The following is a 17,451-nucleotide window of genomic DNA, read 5'->3' as shown; positions in this document are numbered from 1 at the left end:
CCTGTGCGGGTGGAACTCTAGGGCAAGCACGCGTCTCTGGAAAGCCGAGTTACCGTTCCACTCTGCACGGTGAGTGCTTTTGCCCCATTTTCGCGCACGTCACTGCGCTTTCAATGCGCCAAGCCGCCTATTTCGCGGCCTGTTACCTACGGCCCGTATCTTGCTAGTGCCTTCTCAATCAATGACATGGCATTTTGCTTCTAGTCATTTCTAGGTTGTTTTAGGGAGTGGTCGGCCATGCACAGTCTTTTATCACCGGGTATCCGCCTGCTTGGCCGTTTCGGTTTCGCGCGCAAGTTTCAGATCCTGTTTTTCCTGTTCATGCTGCCCCTGGCCGGGAGCCTGTGGCTGATTGGCCAGGACTTTCGCGACAAACTTGGGGTAATTTACAGCGAACAGTCCGGCGTTCATCAGCTATTGGCCCTGGACACGCTGGATGGTCAGTTGACGGCGCAGCGCAACCAGGCGGCGCGCTGGAAAGCGCTGGATATCCTGCACACCCCAACAGCCGCAGCACAGGCGGCGATGGACAAGGTCGATGCCGGCAGCCCAATCATTCTGCAAAGCCTGCAAACCCTGGGTGACTCGCTCAAAACCCAGAACGCCAGCGCAGACACGCTGGCGCGTTTCGACGCCTTGCAGGCGACGGTCAAGGGCATGGACACTCAGTCGCTGCGCACCGTGGGCTGGTGGCCGGACGGCTATGACCGCTTCACCACCGCCCTGACCGCGCTGCAAACCCTGCGCGAGCAGATCACCCAGGACGCAGGGCTGATCCTCGACCCTTGGTTGGAAACTTACCTGCTGATGCAGATTTCCACCCAGCACACGCCAGACCTGATCGAACGCATCGGCCGCACGGCCAGTGTTGGGCAGTCGTCGATTGCCTCGGGGCAGTTCACCTTGCAAAGCCGTTTGCAGATGCGCGACCTGCGCGGCCGTATCGGCGATGCGCGGGACCAGTTGGCCAAGGCCGCCGCTTCGCTCAAAGCCAAGCAATACCCAGGGATCGAGCCGTGGACGGCGCAATACGACACCAGCCTGCAGTTGCTCGACAGCGAACTCAAAGCGTTGGACGACGGTGTGTTTGGCGGCACCATCAAGCTCGACACCGCCAGCTTCGACCGCAGTGTCGACAGCGTGCTCGGCACGTTGGGCGCGTTGCGCAGCCAGTCGTTGCATTCGCTGGATGAGCGCTTGAGTTACTACCGCGACCGCTCGCTCAAGCAGTTTATTCCGGTGGCCGCAACGTTCAGCCTGTTGGCGCTCGCTGCGCTGTACTTGTTCATCTGTCTGCAAGCCTCGATCCGTCGCAGTGCCAGTAGCATCACTACGCTGGCCGAGTCCCTGCGCGACGGCAACCTGTGTGTCGAGGTGGCGGTGGAAGGCCGCGATGAACTGGCGGCGATCAGCACCGCGCTCAATGTCGCCGTGGTGCAGTTGCGCACCAGCCTGCTGGGGGTCAACCATGAAACCCAGCAGCTTGGTTCAGCGGTGCTCACCCTCAACTCGCAATCGGGCAGCACCCTCACCGAAGTCGAAGACCAGCAACACCAGATCAGCCAGATCGCCGCAGCCGCCACGCAACTGGCCGCCACCTCGATGGGCGTCGCCAAAAGCTGTGAACAGGCCGCCGGCAGCGCGCAGCAGACCCGCCGCATTGCTGAGGACAGCAGCCGCGACAGCCAGCGCACCACGGCGAGTATCCAGCAACTCAACCAGCGCTTGACCGACACGGCCAACGCGCTGGAACAGGTGAGCCAGCAAGGGCAGCAGATTCAGTCGGTGGTCGACACCATTCGCGGCATTGCCGAACAGACCAACCTGCTGGCGCTCAACGCTGCCATCGAAGCCGCCCGCGCCGGCGAGCAGGGCCGCGGTTTTGCGGTGGTAGCGGATGAAGTGCGCAGCCTGTCGCAACGCACTCAGGCCTCCACGGCGCAAATCGCCGGCACGGTAGACAGCCTGCGCGCGACGGTCAGCCAGGCGGTCACGCTGATGAGCGCCGCCTGCGATCAGGCGCTGACCGATGCCGAGTCCGTCACCGGCCTGGGCACACGCCTGGGCGAGATTGCCGGCGCGGTGCAAAACGTTACCGACACCCTGGCGCAGATTGCGGCGGCGGTAGAGGAGCAGGCGACGACGGCGGATGAGGTCAGCGGCAACATTCAGCAGGTCGATCAAGCGGCAGGTCGCTTGCTGGACGGCGCACGGGCGGTGAACCAGGCGGCGGATACCTTGAGCAAAGGTAGCCGGGCGTTGAGTGAAAACACCGCACGGTTTCGCTTGAGCTGATCATGCCTCCTGTGGCGAGCGGGCTTGCCCCAATGCCCTTCAGTCGAGCGCAGATCCCCTGTGGGAGCGGGCTTGCCCGCGAAAGCGGTGGTTCAGTCAACATCGATGTTTATTGGGCCGGCGTCTTCGCGGGCACGCCCGCTCCCACAGGAAGCGCTCTGGCTTTCGAAACTTGCTGGCGTTTGCTGAAAACACCACGCGGTTGATGAACCTTCAGCCTCAACAGGGCTCACTTATCAAGTCGCCCTGTTTCGTTGCCGAAAGGAATCCGCATGCCTTCAACCCCGCCAATGCCCGCCCCGAACGCCCCGGTTGAACGCGAACTGAGCCTGCGCGCGGTCATTACCGGGATCGTCTTGGGCATCCTGCTGACCCCCTCCAATGTGTACGCCGGTCTCAAGATCGGCTGGTCGTTCAACATGTCGATCATTGCCTTGCTGGTCGGCTACGCCATCTGGCAAGGCCTGGCCAGGCGCAACCCTGGGCAACTGCCGTGGACACTGCACGAGAGCAACATCAACCAGACCGTCGCCTCGGCCGCCGCCTCGATTATCTCTGGTGGGTTGGTGGCGCCGATCCCGGCCTACACCTTGCTGACGGGCAACACGCTGGACGCCTTGCCGATGATCGCCTGGGTGTTCTCGGTGAGCTTCCTCGGGATCTGGATCGCCTGGTATCTGCGCCCGTCACTGCTCAATGACAAAGCACTGAAATTCCCCGAAGGCATGGCCACCCTGGAGACCCTGCTGCACATCTACAACCACGGCCGCGAAGCTGCCACGCGCTTGAAGGTGCTGCTCAGCGCCGCGTTGCTGTCGGGGTTGGTCAAGTGGGTGGACACCTTCCTGTGGGTTTTCCCACGGTGGTCGCCCAGCGCGCAATTGGAGCGCCTGACCTTTACCGCCGACCCTTCGCTGCTGTTGCTCGGCTTCGGCGCCATCATCGGTATTCGCGTGGGCCTGACCCTGCTGCTCGGTGCCTTGCTCGCCTGGGGTGGCTTGGGGCCGTGGCTGTTGGCGCAAGGCCTGGTAACCGTGCCGGCAGGCAGCAGCGGCCCGCAATTCGCCGCGCTGGTGGAATGGTTGTTGTGGCCCGGCGTGAGCTTGATGGTGTGCTCGACGCTGGCCTCGCTGGCGATTCGCCTGTTGGCTTTGCATAAGTCCACCAAGGCCCGCGGCGGTACACCCTGGGCGATTCCCAAGGCAGGACCAGCCGCCGGTTTTGCCCTGGCAATTGTCTTGGTGGTGAGCCTGCAGGCGCTGTTGTTCGGTATCAACCTGTGGATGGCCTTGTTGACCATTCCCCTGGCGATCTGCCTGGCTGCCGTGGCCGCGCGGGTGGTGGGCGCCACCGGCATTCCGCCGATTGGCGCGATCGGGCAACTGTCCCAGCTGAGCTTCGGCATCGTCGCGCCGGGGCAGGTGCCGATCAACCTGATGAGCGCCAACACGGCGGGTGGCTCGGCTGGGCAATGCACCGACTTGATGAACGACTTCAAGGTCGGCAAGGCGATTGGCGCCACGCCGCGCAAGCAAGTGATCGCGCAGATCCTGGGGATTTTCGTCGGCAGTATCGTCGGTGTGTTTGCTTACCTGGCATTGATCCCCGATCCGCAAAGCATGCTGCTCACCGAAGAGTGGCCGGCACCTGCGGTCGCCACCTGGAAAGCCGTGGCGCAAACCTTGACTCATGGGCTGGATTCATTATCGGTGAGCATTCGCTGGGCAATTGGTCTGGCGGGAGCGGTGGGGGGGCTGTTAGGGGTTCTCGACAGCACCTTGCCCGCCCAGCGCGCGCGGTATTTGCCCAGCGCCGCCGCCTTGGGGCTGGCGTTCGTGCTGCCTGCCTCGGTGTCCGTGATGATGGCCCTCGGCGCGGTGCTGACGTGGCTGGTGAGCTGTCGCTGGCCGAGCGTGACCGAACGCTTCGCGATTACCGCCGCGGCCGGGTTGATTGCCGGGGAGAGCATCACCGGCGTCGGCGCGTCGTTGTGGGCAATGGTCGCGAATTAATCCATGGCACTCCACCGCGACAGCGTAGTCTCTTATCTGGATACCCACTCTTGTTCAGCGGAGCCCTTATGATTACCGTTCACCACCTCAACAACTCGCGCTCGCAACGCATTCTCTGGCTGCTGGAAGAGCTCGGCCTGCCTTATGAGATCAAGCGCTACCAGCGCGACCCGAAAACCAACCTCGCCCCACCTGAGCTCAAGGCCATCAACCCGCTGGGCAAGTCCCCGGTCATCGAAGACGGTTCCCTCGTGTTGATCGAGTCCGCTGCGATCATCGACTACCTGATCCGCCGCCACGGCCAAGGCCGCCTGCAACCCGACCCGGCCACGGCCACTTACGACAAATACGTGCAATGGCTGCACTTCGCCGAAGGTTCGGCCATGCTGCCGCTGATGCTCAACCTCTACGTTGGCCGCTTGGGTGAGGCGGGTGCGCCGCTGCATCCACGCATCGAATCGGAGCTGGCCAACTATCTGGGCTACCTGAACGATGTGCTGGCCGATACCCCGTACCTGGTGGGTGATGAGCTGAGCGGCGCGGATATCCAGATGAGCTTTATCGGCGAAATCGCCAAGGCGCAGGGCAAGTTGCAGGCTTACCCGAACCTGGCAGCATGGGTGCAACGCTTCCAGGCACGCCCGGCTTATCGCAAGGCGGTGGAGCAGGGCGGCGAGTACGCGTTTGCCAAGTAAAAGGGCTCAGGAGGCAGACGCAACCCTTGTGGCGAGCCCGCTCGCCACGACAAGGGGCGTCGATCAGCGCACGACCTCTACCGCGGTTATTTCATTCACATAGTGCGTTTCGCTCGACGTTGACTCCAGCGTCAGCGCGACGCCCAGGTCCTCGATAAACACCCGCGAGGTTTTGTAGTCGCCCTGGTCGCACGCCAGCTTGATGGCATCTCCGGTCAACGATGCAAACACCTGACGCGCCGGGATGCGTTCGCCGACCTTGCAGGTCAACGTGGTTTCGTAGGGTTTGTCGGTCGGGCGGGCAGGCACATTCACCATGTGCAGGCGGGTGCTCAGCGTCTGGCCCGGCGCCCAGCTGGTCGGCAGGTTCAGCTCGACTTCGCGGGTTTGCAGCACCCGCCCATCGCCGACGCCATTCATTTTCGACTTCAACTGAATCAGGTCCGCTTGCGTCAGGCGATCAACGTTGAAGGTGTTGCCGTAGGCCTCGTTCTTCACCAGCAAGCCACCCTCAGCCTTGAAGGTGACCGAGGTCGGAAGGTCTTTGCTGCCATCACCTTTCTTGGACAGGTAGCTGTAGTTCAACGTTTTGAACTTCGGTTGCAGCAGGGGGGAGTCGAGGCGCTGGCGCACGTTGGCCGGTACGTCGACCTCGGTGAAGCTGGTTTCGATCTGGGTGCGTGGGTAGTCGACCGGCGCGATGTCCGGACGCAACTGCGCCAGCAGCCCGGCATTCACGCCGCCTTGTACCGAACAGCTGACGCGCGATTGCGTGCCTTGCTTACCTTCCGCCTCCACAATCAATACCCGCTCCACCTGCCGGGTGCCCGGCGCCTTGCCCGGTTGGGGTTTGATCGACTGCCAGCCGTTACCGACCTTGAGCTCGCTGCGGGTGTATTCCTTGTCGCCTTTTTGCAGTGCGCCGCGTTGTTCCAGCAGCGGCGCGAGGCGCTGGGCAACCTCGTCGACGCCGCCGTCCACCACAAACCCCCAGTAATAGTAGAGCCCCAACGGCCCGAGGTCGGTGACCTCATCGGCATACGACAACAGCTTCAAACCTGCGATGGGCGGCGTGCTGACCGGTACTTGGCTGGCCTTGCGGTCCGCGCGGTTTCTGACCGCGATCCAGGTGAAGTTCTTTTCCTGCTGCAGCGGCGCATAGGCCTGCCAGGCATCGCGGTGAGTGTTCAGACTGCTGAAGAAGCTCGCGTCGCAGCGGGTGAAGGCTTTGAGGGTGTCGGTCAGCGCAGCGTCGTCGGCATAGGCGAAGGCCGGCAGCACGGCAGCAGCCAGGAGGAGGGCGGGCAACTTCATTACGGGGGATGTCCTTATCGGAGAAGGCGAGGCGGCATTATCCAGTAGTTAAGGGGTGGCTTCCAGGCAAACACCGCCAATCAGAGGTGGCAGTCGAACGGGCATCACGCCAAGCGCCGACGCCAATCGCCGCCGTGCTGGGCGCTGCATTCCTCTTCAGAGTCAAAGCGCACGCAGCGATCAATGTTCACCGCAGCCACATCAGCGTCATGCAGCGCAGCGGCGGTCAGCTCGCGCATACGTTGGCCGGCACCGGTCGCCAGGGCCTGGTCTTTGTTCGTCCGGGTGTCGAACACCCAGATTACGCGCAGGCTCTGGGGGAAGGCGGCGTAGTCGACCGTATGGGTCAACCAGTCAAAGCCTGGGATTTGGGCTTTTGCCGTTTCGCACGCATCGGTCAGGGTGGCGACCAGTCGGCGTTCGAGGCGGGCGTTGTCGCGTTTGGTGGGTGACATCAAGGGGCTCCAGAGGGTTAGTTCAACGTGCGGCCTATCGCTGCTGAAACGCTACTTTAAGCCCGAGCCCCATAAACAGCGTGCCGATGATTTTGCCTTCCCGCCGACGCAGCCTCGAAAGCCCCTTCAACCTGCGGCTCAACGGCCGGATAGCGATAGCCAGGGATCAGGAAAAGACCGATCACCACGGCGACGTAGGTGAGGAGGGCGGCGAGTTCAAACAGGGCGGGCTGTCTCGAAATAGGGCTCGGCGTACAGTAATCCCCATGTGCGGTTTGAATGCAATGCCATTGGGCACCTTGAATAATTACCGCCGACACACCCAGGTCCCGCCTCAAGCTGAGGGTTCATTTCATCAGCATAAGGACAGTGCCCATGAGCACGCCCAATACCCATTCAGCCTTACCGACGCTTCAGGAAATACGTACTCATTTACTTGAAATCGACCCAGATCTGCGCGCCCAAGCCCAGCTTCCCGTGGTATTGCCGGCCGAACTTGTCGCGCTGGAGTCGCTGAACAGTACCCTGATCCGCGCCAACCAACAGTTCCTGAACCAGTCGCGCAGGCTGTTCCAGGCATTGACTCAGGCAGACCTCACCGAGGCGGTGGGCAAAGCGCTGCTGGCCACGCTCAAGGCTGACCTGAATACACAGCTGCAAGACCTGGACGAAACCAGCACGGTGGACGGTCAAGGTCGCAAGAGCTATCTCACCCAGGTGGCCGGCCTTGGCGCGCTGGAACAACAGGCCAGGCTGGATGTGCGGGATTACCTGCTGTCCCCCGCCGAACAGCGCATGGTTGAAGACTGTGCCAAAGGCCCGACCTTTCGGCCGGGCATGTACTCGCTCAATTTCAGTTACCAGGGCAAGACCGTGGAGTTTGCGGGCGCCTTCGTCCTCACGCGTAAGTCCAGCCCCAGCGTGGATAACCTGACATCGGCCCAGGACCTCGGCCAAGTGCTGTTATTTACCCCCAATCGAGGTCTGGAAACCTTTGAATCTTTGGCGGAACTCGACCAGGGCCTCAAGGCAATGCTGGCGCTGCCGGCGGGCCGCGAAGAGCTCTGCCGGCACTTGCCGGTGCGTTACCAGGCGCTGGATGTAGCCGGTATCTGGCCCCTGCAGTTGCTGCCGATTGAAGGCAAGCCACTCTTCGAACACACCTACGACGCGGTGCTCGAAAAACGTCGCCAGGACATCGACTGGGCCTTGAGCCTGGTCGACAACCCGCTGCACGATGCGCTGCTGCTGAAATCGGCACTGGAAAACGCGATAGAGGCTGCGCTCCCGGACGTGTCATTACGCCTGGCGTTCAGGCAGCAACAGTTGTTGGAGCGAAGCCTGTACAACAGCCTGCCGGATTGGTATCGCAGCGCTGACCCGACGCGTCAGGCCACCTTGAGTCGCCTCATCCATGCCTACAATCAGGCCCGCGAGACCTTTGCAGATCTGCTGGGGCCGGCCGCTTCCCCCCAGGCGTTGGCGAACTACCAGTTGACCGAGTACCTGGACGAAGAACTGGAGCTGCATGACCTGGACCCGCAACTTGTGCAAGTCGTCACCCGAAATCAGCTGCCCAACGTTGGCAGCTACACGCGTATGCGCAACCTGACAGAGTTGAGCTATTTGGGGTTGTTGACCGGCGATGAGCTGCCCGGCGTGACCCGCGCCACCTTGCGCTATGCGGGCGAGCCACCGCAGGGCCACCTTGCCGAGCTGACTGCGCAAAGCCTGCTGGATACGGTCCGCGCGTCGGGCCTGCAGCCGCGCCTGGAGTTTGCCGCGTTGCAAAAAGACGTGCAGGCCCTGCCTGAATTCAAACAGGCAACCCGTGATCTGTTTGATCACCGGCTGGTGTTGCTCGCTTATGTTGCAAGGTTGCGAGACGACTTGAGCCCGGCGGACTACGCGTTGTTCGAAGACCTGCGAGCCGGCACACGCCCGCACCTGCATGCGCAAACCGTGCTGCTGCATGGCGCGCAACTCAAGGACCTGTGGCTATTGCGTGAGAACGATGCAGAAGGTCAAACCCGACGCTTGCTGTTGTGCACCCCCGAAAGCCCCCGCGAGCAAGCGTTTATAGCCTTCTCGAGCGAGCGCGAGTGCCAGGCGCATATCGTCGGTTGGGCGGACGATAAAACCCGGCGCAGTGGCCGGACCATGAGCGACTACGTGCTGGAGCAATGCCCGCTGCGTTTTCGCCCGAAAATGGCTACGTTCCTCGCGGGGCTGAGCTTCAAGCCCGACGCGCAGGAGCATGCGCAGGTAACCTTCGGTTCGTTGTGCACTTACACGGCGTGCCTGGATGCCATGGTGGTTCATTCACAAAGCGCAGCGGTGGACGACTACGACTACACCACCCCGTTGTGGTATCGCTCTGCTTCGGCGGCAGACCGCGCCCGGCTCACAGGCCTGGCGGATGACGCTGCAGGCGCCGCACGCGTGTATAAATTCGATCAAGGTTTGCATGCGAACGACATCACCTTCAACGCCTTTGTGCACGAAAAGGCCACACTCAGCCTGAACACGCTGCTGGGCCGTAGCCAGAATGATATCGACCCGGACACAGTGTACGTTTCCGCGCCTTGGCCATTGTTGGGCGGCATGCCAGCCGCTATTTCCTACACCCAGTTATACAGAGACGGCTACCAGGATAACGTCGGCTTCATTGACCCCAAGTTCTCCACCTCGGCGACTTTCAGTGGGCCGAGCGGAGTTGACCTGAGCCGTCTGACCCCGCAGAACGTTGCACGCGCGGTGACCGGTGTGTGGGTCGGCCAGGCCTACATCGATGAAATTCGCGCCAAGCTGCAGAGCGCAACCAGCCCAGGTTACACCGAGCGGCGCGACATCACCTTGGTGATCAACCAGTTGCAGATGAAGCAAGCGGCGCTGGAGTGCCGGCTGCGCGGTCACATCGCCCAGGTCGACCTGACCTGGCTGGAACATGCCATCGACAGCCTTGGCGACACGACAGTGGCGACCCGCAACCGCTACAAGGTGCATCGGCTGATGCTGGACGGCGAATGGGTCATCGGCAATTACCTGTTCAGCCATGCGGACAACCCGGTGCTGTTGTACAGCCCTAACGCACCCGATGGCATCGCCGTGCGTGAGGCGAAGCTGTTCAACTACTGGCTGAAAAAAGTCGACGGTGTGTCGAATTATCTCCTTGCCAGGGTGGCGGTCAAAGCCAGGACCCGCATCACGAATTTTCTGGAAGCGGCCCGCAAGGGATTGCCCGAGACGATTGATCGTACGACCCCAAGCCCCGCACGCTATGACCCGATAGCCCATGTCACGCCCCTGGCCGACCTGCGCCATGAGCTCTACAACATGGTGTTGCAGCGCAAAATAGATGATGTGGCGGCCACCACGGTCAACCGTACCGACATGATCATGGGCATTGTGTGGACCTGCGTAGAGCTGGTCACGGCCATCGCCACGGTGCCTTTTCCTGCGTTGAGCCTGGGCGTGGGCGGCCTGCTCGCGTTCAAGGACGCTATGCTTGCCATCAATGCCTACCACCAGGGCGACAAGGGGGTGGCCTTGCACCACTTTATCGGCTACATGGCCAATTTGGGCGGTGCGGCTTTGTTCGACTTCCGCCCGGCACTTAAAGGCCCGCTCAACACGCTGGCGATCAGGCCGGCCACTAAAGCGGCAAAACAGGCCTTGCTGCTCAAAGCACCGGGCCTGGGTTTGTCGAGCGATATGAACCCCGTGCTTTTCGACACCCACACGTTCTGGGTCAAGGGCACCCCGGATGCCTTTGGCCGTCATCTGTTGTATCGCTATGACTCGCTCACCGGGCAAATGCATTCAACCGCGCGCCTGGTCAACCAGAATGCCGAGGGCCGTTGGGTTCGTTCCGGGGTTGCAGGCGGGGGGCGCAAGAAGTATCAGGTGCTCCAGGAAGACGTTGAGCAGGCACTGGCCGGTTACGAGATTTCAGCCGACCAGGGCGCAATCTTCAGGAGGGTACTCGTGGCTGGCTTCTGGCGAATGGAGTCGGACGAAGTGATTGCGCAGGCCTCACAAGGTACAACCTATTACGCCACGAGACTGCTGCGTGAAAGTTATTCCAACCAGGTCAAACAGCTGACCGAGGATGCAGAGGCGCTCTTCAGCTCACCTCCCGCGCGCCCCAACCGCACAGGTTTGCCGGAACTGGCAGCCGACTCAAGCGCCTCCAATGTGCTCGCCACCCTGTTCCCCATCAAGAAGGGACTGATCATTGGTGCCGCCAACGCCAGCGTTGCCAGTAAGCAGCTACTGATCGAAAACATGCAGGCCTTGGCCGAGCAAGGCCTTAAGCACCTGTACATCGAAAACCTGCCGGCTGATGTTTTTCGCACCAAGCTTAAAATCATCAACAAGCAAGCCAAGGGCAATGTCGAACACGCCTTGAAACGTGTAGAGGAGCACTTGGCACGGGTCGACACGGCCCTGGGCTGGGGCGCGGACGCCCCGTTCACCTACCGCAAGCTGATGCTTGAAGCCCACAAGCACAAGGTCGCGATCCAAGGCGTGGACGCTTCGAGTTCCTATCATATGGAGCACGTGCTGGAGCTCTCCGAAGCAGAGCGGTTTATCCCGCGCAGCAGCAAGCTGAGAAACTTCTACTCGCACAAAAATCTGGCGACAAAAGCACCCGATGAAGGCTGGATCGCCCTGGTTGATCACAACCGCATTGGCGGTGTGGACGGTGCGCCAGGCCTGGCTGACCTGCAAAATGTCATCGCCCTGCGTGTTGAGGACGTTGCACCGGGCCAGGCTGTGGGCGTCGTGCCTGACACGTCCGCCGCCGCGCTTTCTCGGGGTGACTACAAGCTGACAATGGCCGCAGCCGCACAGTCGTTGCCGACCGCCGGCCCCTCGAGCGCGGTGCCGGTGCCCACTTCAGCGTCCCATTACAATGCGTTCGATCTGCCCGCGTCCTTTAAAAAAGAACTGGAAGAGATGCTGAATACGGATCACGCCTTTGATACTAGCTATGGTCCAAAAATTGGAAGCCCGCACACTGCGGCGTTCAATGCTTTCCGAAGCACGCGTGATCGCCTGAATCAAGCCGCCAAAGATTCGTTTGCCGCTTACACGCCGCCGGCACGACCCCACTTCACCGACCTTGCAACGACAACCGATGAAGAGGTGTTTATCAGGCAAGTGTATAGGGATAAGTTGGGACTTATCATCGCCGAAGCCCATGCTGATAAGTCCAGCAAAGCGTTTCTAATCAAATACATGGCGTATTTGAAGGAGCAGGGCGTCAAGACGCTGTACGTGGAACACCTGCTCACCGATCTGCATCAGGCAGAACTGGAGAGCTTTTATAAAACAGGGAACATGCCCGCCAACCTCAAACGTTATCTGATCAAGCAAGACAAGGGTCATATGGTTCGTTATTCAGGCGTCAACACTTACACCAATGTGATCAATACCGCGCATAAATACGGGATACGGGTTCGAGCGCTCGATTGCACGGCCAGTTATCACCCCAAAGGCATGCTTGCGTTGAACAGCCGCGAAACCTTGTTCAGCTATTTCGCCAATGAGGTGATCAAGGCCGACCAGGCGGCACAGGGCTCCCATAAATGGGTAGCGCTAATGGGCAATGCCCACGCTGATAGGTTCAACGGTGTTCCAGGTATCGCGCAATTGCAGGATGCAGTCAGCCTGACGGTGCGCGATGTCGCCCCCGGCAACGCACGGCCCCTGCACCGGAGTACATGGGAAATCCTTGAGCAAGGAATAGGTGCGCAAGGCGGACTGGCTGTACGCACTGATTTCAAAGTGGAAGTGGGCACTATTGGCTTACGTCAACCCGGCACGACCGCGCTGGCGGATCGCACACGGCTGAGAAACATCGGCGACTTCCTGATTGAGCATCCTTCAAAGACCCAAGCCAACCTGCTCCACCACTCCAACAGCCGAGAAATTATTACTACCCCGATTCAAATTGACGATAACGGGCAGTTTTTTATTGAGCGTTGGCCGCAATTGAAAGACAAACGTTACTTAATGTTGGAACACTTGATCGAGGCACTCAAGACAGAGGTGCACTTGACCGCCGTTTAAGCCACGTTGGCCCTGCACGTTGTAGGTGCAGGGTTTTTCAACCCGGCGGGCGTAGCCGATTTACAACTGTTAACGTCTTCAACGCGGCATTCGATATAGGCTCTGGATGGCAAGCCTGTCTCAGCCCTTTGATGAGCCAACCACCATGAACCTGTCCGCTATCGCCCCTGCGTTTCTTGCGCTTGCCACGCTGCAAGCGCCTTTCGTGCTCGCCGCTGCGCCCATCACCCATGTGGCGATCTACCGTGGCCCGGCAGGCTGCGATGACTGTTCTGAAAACGTGAAAAAGGCGTTACAGCGCCTTAGCCCGACTTATCAGATCGACTTTGTCGGTGCGGATGAAAAGATCGACATCACCGCGCAAAGCCTCGCGCGCTATGACCTGTATGTGCAACCTGGCGGCGGCCAGGATATTCCGGCTGCCCTCGATAGCCTGGGTGATGCGCGTGCGCAAGCCATTCGTGATTACGTCGCCAAGGGTGGGCGCTATTTGGGCGTGTGCATGGGGGCCTACCTTGCGGATGCCAGCAACCTTGGCTTGATACCCCAGGACCTGGACTCCGAGGCGGGCAGGCCTGGCTTTGAAGTGGCGGGCATTGCCGATGCGGCGGTGCGGGTGGTGTGGAATGGGCAGCCGGACAGTGTGTTTTATCAGGATGGGCCTTACTTTCCCAAAACTGCGGGGGCGGCGCCTTATACCGCCATCGCGACCTACCGCAACGGCGATGTGGCAGCCGCGCGGTATACCTATGAGAAGGGCGTGGTGGTGCTGAGCGGGCCGCATCCGGAGGCGGGGCGGGAATGGTTTGAGAATGCGGGGCTTGCGGTGAGCGAGATGCCGCGAGGGGAATTGTTTGGGGTGTTGGTGCGCAGGGTTGAAGAGTTGGTTATTTCGATGGGACAAACCGCTTGTTTTTCCGATTAGTAGAGGCCGAGACCAGGCCACAATGTCATAGACTTAGGCTGGCCTCGGGTTCCGATGACTTAAAGTGGATTCCATTGCGCGGGAAATAGCAGGATTAACCGAGTAGTAATGACCGGGTTTAATTTTTCTAATTTATTAATAAATATATTTTCTGTGGTTAGGTAAGCTTAGGGAGCTCTTCAAATTTTCGCTTGCATTTGATTACAGTAAAAGTATAGTTTTTTTTGGCGTTAGGTATCGCAACGGCGGCTTGCTGAAACGGCAGCAAAGACATCGAGCTGCCCTCAGGGGCCAATACGCCGCACAATTTTGGATCTAAATGAAATGAAGTTTCCACGAGTAGGTTTTTAGCAAGCCTTTCGAGGTCCTCCCCTTTTAGTCGTTGTATATAGCCCAGCGGGGCGATGACAACCATACTTACTCCCATGATAATGGTTATAATCATGATAAGTTCCTTTGATGCGCTCTCGGGCTTTATTGGTGAAGTACCTATCAAGCATCTTCTATAACGATTAGCTTTTGCAGATATTTGATCTGATGTGATCATCTTGAAAACGGCGAAAAGAGAAACTCCTACATAAACCAGTAAGCCGCAAGCGACCGCCGTGTAAATCCAGATCCCGGTAGATGCTAAAAGTGTGATGACTTTCTGCGCGTCTGGGAAGTTGGATGCGTTGACGGAGGTGTACTCAGCAATGCTTGAGTCTGTCATTGCGCTTGCTTTGTATCCAATGTAGAGTGCAGATAGTACAATTGCCAATTTTATAGCGGCTGAGTATCGCTTGTATGCTTCGATTAGTTTGAAGTACTCTATAGATAGAGCCAGGGTTCCAAATGTTATAATTAGTATTGGTCCGATGCTTAGGTAAATAAGATCATGCTTGTGTGACAGGATTACTTGGTTTGCTGTAAGGATGATAAATAGAAAATAACCTACCCAAACCAAGGCTGCATTTCGATCTCTTTGTTGCCAGCCCGAAAAATCATATCTGAGATTTATTTTAGGGTTGTAAATTATAATGCCGGCTTTTTCACAAAGCAGAACAGAGGCGGCTATGGCCACTAAAAAATAAGCAAGGGCCACGAATAGAGATACTTCGGTCATTTTTAGTTTACTCAGTGCTTTAGGTCGTTGCCGTTGTTGGGCTGTGCTTCGGGAAAAAGGAAAATAGGAGGGAGGCGACAATGGTTGAAAATTTAGGCTTCTCCTATTTTATTTGTGCTATCTATTGGCTGTTTTAGCAGATCCAAGCGCGGGGGCGAAGTTGTCGCCCCAGTTGACGGTAATCATGATTTTAATGTTTGCCGCTAAAAGTTTGTTATAAAATTGCTCTATAAGTGATAGGCAGTCGTGAAAATGTGATGGTTCCTTGTTGTTTGTCGTTTGAAGTGCATAGGTCATTATCACTGCGCCAAAATCGCCTTTAAATTCAGTTGAGGGACACGGCCCTCGTGCTTGCTTTAATAGAAGTATAAATTGGTGTGCAGCCAATTTTTCGCTAAGTTCAATAGTGTCTTTGTCGATAAAAATTATGTACTTTTCTGAGAATTTATTGATGCTGTCTGATAGTTGAATAAAAGCACTGGTGATGTAGTTTAGCCAGTCTATTTTAGGTACGACAGGCGCTTCGTGCCGTGCATTTATATATTGTATTTCGGCGCCTTTCATCATTTTTAGGATTTGAGAGAAGTCGATTTCTTTATCTTCTTTAGGAGTGTCAGTTGTCGCTTTTATCATATTAAACATTACCCCTCCAATCTGAACGAAAGCGGGGCGTAATGAGTGAAGACTCGTGTGAAATAATTGACTTTTCTCGTGCTCTGTTCTTGCTGATAAGCTTATGTCAACCGCAATAATTACGACCAGCGCTGAGAGAAAGCAAGTGCCTAGGCTGAGTGCAAAGTTTTTTGTATCGCCGCTGGATAACGAATATAGAATTGCGCATAGAATTGTGGCAGTTAATATGGCGGACAGAGGTTTCCATGTTCTGATAATTTGCTTCAGTAGCATTTACTAAATCCTATTTGAGTTTTGGTGTTTGTAGAGTAATTGCGCTGGTGTCATCGGCGTGAGCGATACTCTATTGACGTGGTACGTAAATCGTATGAGATTCCAGCTGCTATTAGATTTTTATATAGGCCGGAGGTGTTGTTGAATGTCTGGATGTGGGATGAGATGGGAATGTGAAGGTCAGATGGATGGTGGGATTATAAAAAGCTGTACTTTCATTTTTTGAGTTTTTGCGGGTGCAGGTGAAAATAAAAAAGATAATAATGGAAGTAATCATCATAACTATATTGGCATAATGAAATGCTTTCGTTGCATTTTGAGTCATCTTTTAGTTCCTTTATTGATTATGCGATTTTGCCATAGTTGTGCCGGCATTGTGGGTGGAAATTTATCGTGGTGTCAGCATATTAACGCTGCCTTAGGAAAATCACATTCACTAGACGGTTTGCCGGATTGAATTGCTGCGTTGACTGAAAGCAGCCCCTTTTCTCAGCTAACCGGTCTACCATGCCATCCCCGGCAGTGGTTCCACGCGCTACCGACTTCCATTCTTAAAGGTATCGCCATGTCCATCGACCAAATTTCCCTGCCCAAAGGCGTAGGCCCTCACGCCGCCAAGCTCCTCGACGCCATCACCGGCGCCGCCACCCATGAAGAGCTCAACCGTGCTGGCGGCAAGGCCGAAGGTTTCGTGCTCGGCCTGGAAGCCACCAAAGCCATCAAAAGCCAGATCGCCGAGTCGTTGTACGTGGCTTACGACGACGCGGCGAGTAATCGGGCGGGTGAGTTGAAAGGCTGATAATCAGCCAGGGCAGGGCGCTTCGCGGTCGAGCAGTTTGGCCGTGAGCAGCACGCCCAGTTCGCTCAGTTGGTGGATCGCCAGTGCGATGTCGCGGTGCTTGCCGCACAGGTCTTCAGACAGGTCGAGCAGGAGCGTGCTGACTGAGGCGAAGGTTTCGTAGCTGTTGGTGATCAGGGTTTCGGTGCTGGCGTCGGGTATGACGGTGAAGAGGGTAGTTGAATCAGATTTTGCTTGAGACATAAAGATATCCTGGTTTTGGCTGCCGCCTTTTCGCTACTAAACGAAAAGGTGGCGGCTGTGCGCAGGTTAGTAGACCGGTGGATATCAAAGCCGGCGCGCCCGAAGACGCCCTACGCACAGCCACCATCAAGCACAGACGCAATGTCTGATTGATGAAGCTCGTGCACTTTTCAATACCCAACTCAGGCTACTAAACCCGATCACTGAACGATTCAGCGACCGGGCAACCTTAGAGTCGGCCACCCCAGCGCACAAGCCGGCGGATTCTGACGCAAGCGTAGGCAATGGAGCAAGGTGCTGCAGGCCGTTCCCCGAAGTCCAGGTAACCCCCTGTGGCGAGGGAGCTTGCTCCCGCTGGGCCGCGAAGCGGCCCCTGCGTGCCGCAACCGTTTTTGCCTGATGCACCGCGTCGGCAGGTTTTGGGGCGGCTGCGCCGCCCAGCGGGAGCAAGCTCCCTCGCCACAAAGGGGGCGGTGGTGGTTAGAAAACTGGGTTTACGCCAACCTCACGCGTGTCGATCCAGTTTCCAATGGAGCAAGGTGCTGCGGGCCGTTTACCGAATTACAGTTAACCCCCTGTGGCGAGGGAGCTTGCTCCCGCTGGGCCGCGAAGCGGCCCTGTGTG

At 58.0% G+C, this 17,451-nt stretch carries 11 protein-coding genes; 6 read left to right on the top strand and 5 right to left on the bottom strand.

Going from position 1 to position 17,451, the window contains the following annotated elements; translation table 11 throughout:
- Positions 1-237: 237 nt before the first annotated feature.
- From ACA065_RS20740 to ACA065_RS20730, 3 genes are all read left to right on the top strand, one after another.
- Positions 238-2,295, top strand: coding sequence for a methyl-accepting chemotaxis protein (locus tag ACA065_RS20740; protein ID WP_497691298.1), 2,058 nt, complete (start codon positions 238-240; stop codon positions 2,293-2,295).
- Between the two features lie 272 nt (positions 2,296-2,567).
- Positions 2,568-4,307, top strand: coding sequence for an OPT family oligopeptide transporter (locus ACA065_RS20735; RefSeq protein WP_497691297.1), 1,740 nt, complete (start codon positions 2,568-2,570; stop codon positions 4,305-4,307).
- 68 nt (positions 4,308-4,375) lie between these two features.
- Positions 4,376-5,002 (top strand): glutathione S-transferase family protein, encoded by a 627-nt coding sequence (locus tag ACA065_RS20730; RefSeq protein WP_497691296.1) that lies wholly within the window; start codon positions 4,376-4,378, stop codon positions 5,000-5,002.
- 63 nt (positions 5,003-5,065) lie between these two features.
- Here ACA065_RS20730 and ACA065_RS20725 read toward each other — a convergent pair whose 3' ends face one another.
- Both ACA065_RS20725 and ACA065_RS20720 read right to left on the bottom strand, forming a co-directional pair.
- Positions 5,066-6,316, bottom strand: a complete 1,251-nt coding sequence (locus ACA065_RS20725) for a hypothetical protein (protein WP_497691295.1) — start codon at positions 6,314-6,316, stop codon at positions 5,066-5,068.
- Between the two features lie 104 nt (positions 6,317-6,420).
- Positions 6,421-6,771 carry a hypothetical protein gene (locus tag ACA065_RS20720; protein ID WP_497691294.1) on the bottom strand — a complete coding sequence of 117 codons (351 nt, stop codon included), beginning with the start codon at positions 6,769-6,771 and terminating at the stop codon, positions 6,421-6,423.
- Between the two features lie 375 nt (positions 6,772-7,146).
- Here ACA065_RS20720 and ACA065_RS20715 point away from each other — a divergent pair, with 375 nt between their 5' ends.
- Together ACA065_RS20715 and ACA065_RS20710 are read left to right on the top strand one after the other, a co-directional pair.
- A complete protein-coding gene (locus ACA065_RS20715) occupies positions 7,147-12,849 on the top strand; it encodes a membrane-targeted effector domain-containing toxin (protein ID WP_497691293.1) in 5,703 nt (1,900 codons plus the stop codon).
- A gap of 145 nt (positions 12,850-12,994) precedes the next feature.
- Positions 12,995-13,774, top strand: coding sequence for a BPL-N domain-containing protein (locus ACA065_RS20710; protein ID WP_497691292.1), 780 nt, complete (start codon positions 12,995-12,997; stop codon positions 13,772-13,774).
- Between the two features lie 157 nt (positions 13,775-13,931).
- On the opposite strand, the gene ACA065_RS20705 is transcribed toward ACA065_RS20710, so the two are convergent.
- On the bottom strand, positions 13,932-14,879 hold the full coding sequence (locus ACA065_RS20705) for a hypothetical protein (protein ID WP_497691291.1): 948 nt from the start codon (positions 14,877-14,879) through the stop codon (positions 13,932-13,934).
- Positions 14,880-14,996: 117 nt separating this feature from the next.
- Complete coding sequence (locus tag ACA065_RS20700; protein ID WP_497691290.1) at positions 14,997-15,785, bottom strand: hypothetical protein; 789 nt, start codon at positions 15,783-15,785, stop codon at positions 14,997-14,999.
- Between the two features lie 565 nt (positions 15,786-16,350).
- Between ACA065_RS20700 and ACA065_RS20695 the strand changes: the two genes are divergently transcribed.
- Positions 16,351-16,584 (top strand): hypothetical protein, encoded by a 234-nt coding sequence (locus tag ACA065_RS20695; RefSeq protein WP_177017500.1) that lies wholly within the window; start codon positions 16,351-16,353, stop codon positions 16,582-16,584.
- 3 nt (positions 16,585-16,587) lie between these two features.
- Here the strand turns inward: ACA065_RS20695 and ACA065_RS20690 are convergent, their stop codons facing one another.
- On the bottom strand, positions 16,588-16,827 hold the full coding sequence (locus tag ACA065_RS20690) for a DUF6124 family protein (RefSeq protein WP_497691289.1): 240 nt from the start codon (positions 16,825-16,827) through the stop codon (positions 16,588-16,590).
- Between the last annotated feature and the right edge of the window lie 624 nt (positions 16,828-17,451).

The organism is Pseudomonas sp. LBUM1640 (assembly GCF_059716225.1).
This window is presented reverse-complemented; position numbering and strand designations above follow the sequence as displayed.